The 2,693-nt window shown below is 72.6% G+C and carries 2 protein-coding genes; both read left to right on the top strand.

The genetic code is table 11. The annotated features are described in order from the left end of the window. Nucleotides 1–598: hypothetical protein (locus tag RMO12_RS13640; protein WP_405029682.1), on the top strand; the 598-nt coding region annotated here is incomplete at its 5' end. 87 nt (nucleotides 599–685) lie between these two features. Beyond that, a partial coding sequence (gene uvrA, locus RMO12_RS13635) for an excinuclease ABC subunit UvrA (RefSeq protein WP_405029681.1) occupies nucleotides 686–2,693 on the top strand: 2,008 nt, incomplete at its 3' end.

The raw sequence follows: 2,693 nt of genomic DNA, 5'->3' as shown, positions 1-2,693 counted from the left end.
CGCCGCCGAGCCGGCGCAGGTCCCGGCCGACGACGCGCCGCCGCTCGCCACGGCACGCGCTCCTGGGCCGCGTGCCGCCGCGGACGCCGGGCTCGCATCGGGGCGGTCAGCGGATGCTGCAGGGCGGCTCGACGCAGCGAGTGCGCAACGAGGCGCGGCACTGGCACGCGAACGCGCCGCGCCCGCGCTGCGCGACGCCCCGCTCACCGAGGACGATCCGCTCGGCCCGGTGCTTGCCGCGCTGCGCGCCGGACCGAAGAACGACGCGCAGCGCAGCGAACGCAGCGCGGCCGGCAGCATGGCCGGGTCCGCGGTGCCGCAACGCGACGCCGCCCTCGCGTGGTGGGTGGAGTTGCAGCGCCTCACCCGCGGCGGCTGGCAACGCGTGCCAGCGCCGATCGGGCCGCGAGGACTGCCCATCACCGCGGCCGATGGCGGCGCGCTCGGCAGCGTCGCGCTGACCGAAGACGCCGTGCTGTGGCAGGCCGTCGGCCCGGCGGGCCCGGCCTGGCGTGCGCCGCTGCCCGCGCCGACCTTGGCACGGCTGCGTGCGGCGATGGCCCTCTGGGCGCCGTCGCCCGCCAACGTCGCGCCCTGAGCGGCGCCCTGCACAGCAGGGTCGTCGCGCGAGCCTCGGCCCGCATAATCCGCGGTTGCCCTAAGCCCTCTGCGGCGCGCCACCGACATGCCCCCCGAGACTGAACCGCCTGCCCGCCGCGTCGCGTCCGCCGCCGAGACGCCGATGATCCGAGTGCGCGGGGCACGCACCCACAACCTCAAGAACATCGACCTCGACATACCGCGCCATGCGCTGGTGGTGATCACCGGGCTGTCGGGCTCGGGCAAGTCGAGCCTGGCCTTCGACACGCTCTACGCCGAAGGACAGCGCCGCTACGTGGAGAGCCTGTCGGCCTATGCGCGGCAGTTCCTGCAGTTGATGGACAAGCCCGATGTCGACGTGATCGAAGGCCTGTCGCCGGCCATCAGCATCGAGCAGAAGGCGACCTCGCACAACCCGCGCTCCACCGTCGGCACCGTCACCGAGATCCACGACTACCTGCGCCTGCTCTACGCGCGTGCCGGCACGCCCTTCTGCCCCGACCACGCGCTGCCGCTGGCGGCACAGAGCGTGGCGCAGATGGTCGACGCCGTGCTGGCGCTGCCCGAGGACACGCGGCTCATGATCCTGGCGCCGGTGATGCGCGAAAAGAAGGGCGAGCACGCCGAGCTGTTCGAGGACATGCAGGCGCGCGGCTACGTGCGCTTTCGCATCGACGGCGCGGTGCATGAAGTCACCGATCTGCCCAAGCTCAAGAAGACCGAGAAGCACGACATCGACGTCGTCATCGACCGCCTGAAGGTGCGCCCCGAGATGACGCAGCGCCTGGCCGAAAGCTTCGAGGCGGCGCTGCGCTTTGCCGACGGCCGCGCCATCGCCTGGGAGATGGACACCGGCGGCACCGACGGCACCGGCCAGCGCTTGCCACCGCGCGAGCACCTGTACTCCGCCAAGTTCGCCTGCCCGGTGTGCGGCTACTCGCTGGCCGAACTGGAGCCGCGCCTGTTCTCGTTCAATTCGCCGGTCGGCGCCTGCCCCACCTGCGACGGCCTGGGCGAGGTGACGGTGTTCGATGCGCAGCGCGTCGTCGCCTTCCCGACGCTGAGCCTGGCCAGCGGCGCCGTCAAGGGCTGGGACCGCCGCAATGCCTACACGCATTCGATGCTGGAGAGCGTGGCCAGCCACTACGGCTTCGACATCGACACGCCCTTCGAGCAGCTGCAAGCCGCGCACCGGCAGGTGCTGCTGCACGGCTCGGGCAGCGAGGAGATCGCCTTCGTCTACGCGGCCGAGGCGGCCAGCGGCAAGCGGCGCACGGTCAAGCGCTCGCATGCCTTCGAGGGCATCTTGCCGAGCCTGGAGCGACGCCTGCGCGAGACCGATTCGCTCGCGGTGCGCGAGGAACTGGCGCGATTGCAGGCGGCGCGGCCCTGCCCCGACTGCCACGGCACGCGGCTGAGGCGCGAGGCGCGCCACGTCAAGCTGGTCGACGCCGCAACCGGCGTGGCCCGGCCGATCTACGAGATCGCGCACGCCACCCTGCGCGAGGCGCTGGCGCTGTTCGACGGCATGAAGCTGGCCGGCGCCAAGGCCGACATCGCCGAGAAGGTGGTGCGCGAGATCGCCTCGCGCCTGCGCTTCCTGAACGACGTGGGCCTCAATTACCTGAGCCTGGACCGCGCCTCCGATTCGCTCTCGGGCGGCGAGGCGCAGCGCATCCGCCTGGCATCGCAGATCGGCTCGGGGCTGACCGGCGTGATGTACGTGCTCGACGAGCCCAGCATCGGCCTGCACCAGCGCGACAACGAGCGCCTGATCGCCACCCTCGAGCACCTGCGCGACATCGGCAACAGCGTGCTGGTGGTCGAGCATGACGAGGACATGATTCGCAGCGCCGACCACGTCATCGACATGGGGCCGGGCGCGGGCGTTCACGGCGGGCGCGTGATCGCCGAGGGCAGCGTGGCGGACCTGTGCGCCGCACCCGAATCGCTCACTGGCCAATACCTCGGCGGCGTGCTGCGCATCGCGGTGCCCGCGCGCCGCACGCCGTGGCGCCGCGCCGACCCGCCCATGCGCGCAGCCGCCGCGGGTGCCGCGCTGCCGGCGCGCGCCGGCAAACACGAACCCACCC

The organism is Methylibium sp. (assembly GCF_031393925.1).
Taxonomy (GTDB): Bacteria; Pseudomonadota; Gammaproteobacteria; order Burkholderiales; family Burkholderiaceae_C; genus Methylibium.
Note: the sequence above shows the minus strand (reverse complement) of the source record. Positions and strands in the feature narration are given on the sequence as shown.